This window comes from Oceanospirillum linum (genome assembly GCF_001995095.2).
Lineage (GTDB): Bacteria > Pseudomonadota > Gammaproteobacteria > Pseudomonadales > Halomonadaceae > Oceanospirillum > Oceanospirillum linum.
On the sequence record NZ_MTSD02000206.1, the window covers coordinates 1 to 400 of the forward strand.

A 400-nucleotide genomic window follows, 5' to 3' on the forward strand; every position below is an offset into this window, starting at 1 on the left:
GGGTGGGATGATGGAACTAACAAGGCATGTGAATGGTGTGGACAGGCTTTTACAGTACCAGCAAGGAATGCACACATAGCAAGATTCTGTAGTGAAGAATGCAAAAGCAGGTCAAAGGGTCATATGCCATTAGAAAAATATAAAATTATTTTAGAGAAGCAAAAACAAGACACTGCAGAAAGAAAAGAAAGACAGCGATTGATTAAAAAAATATATCAATTACTTAAAAAAGAAATTAATATTAAAGAAAAAGAAATCGAGGAACAAAATAGAATTGCTTTATTAACAAGAGAGTGTGTAGAATGTGGAGATATATTTTATAATCCATCTCCTAATGTCTTAGTATGTTCCACAGAATGTAGTCGCAAACGAAACAGAAGAATATCAAGAACTATATACA

At 32.5% G+C, this 400-nt stretch carries 1 protein-coding gene; it reads left to right on the plus strand.

Annotated features, from left to right (window positions below):
• Window positions 1-123: 123 nt before the first annotated feature.
• On the plus strand, window positions 124-400 hold a 277-nt coding region (locus tag BTA35_RS18135; protein WP_238377644.1), incomplete at its 3' end, for a hypothetical protein.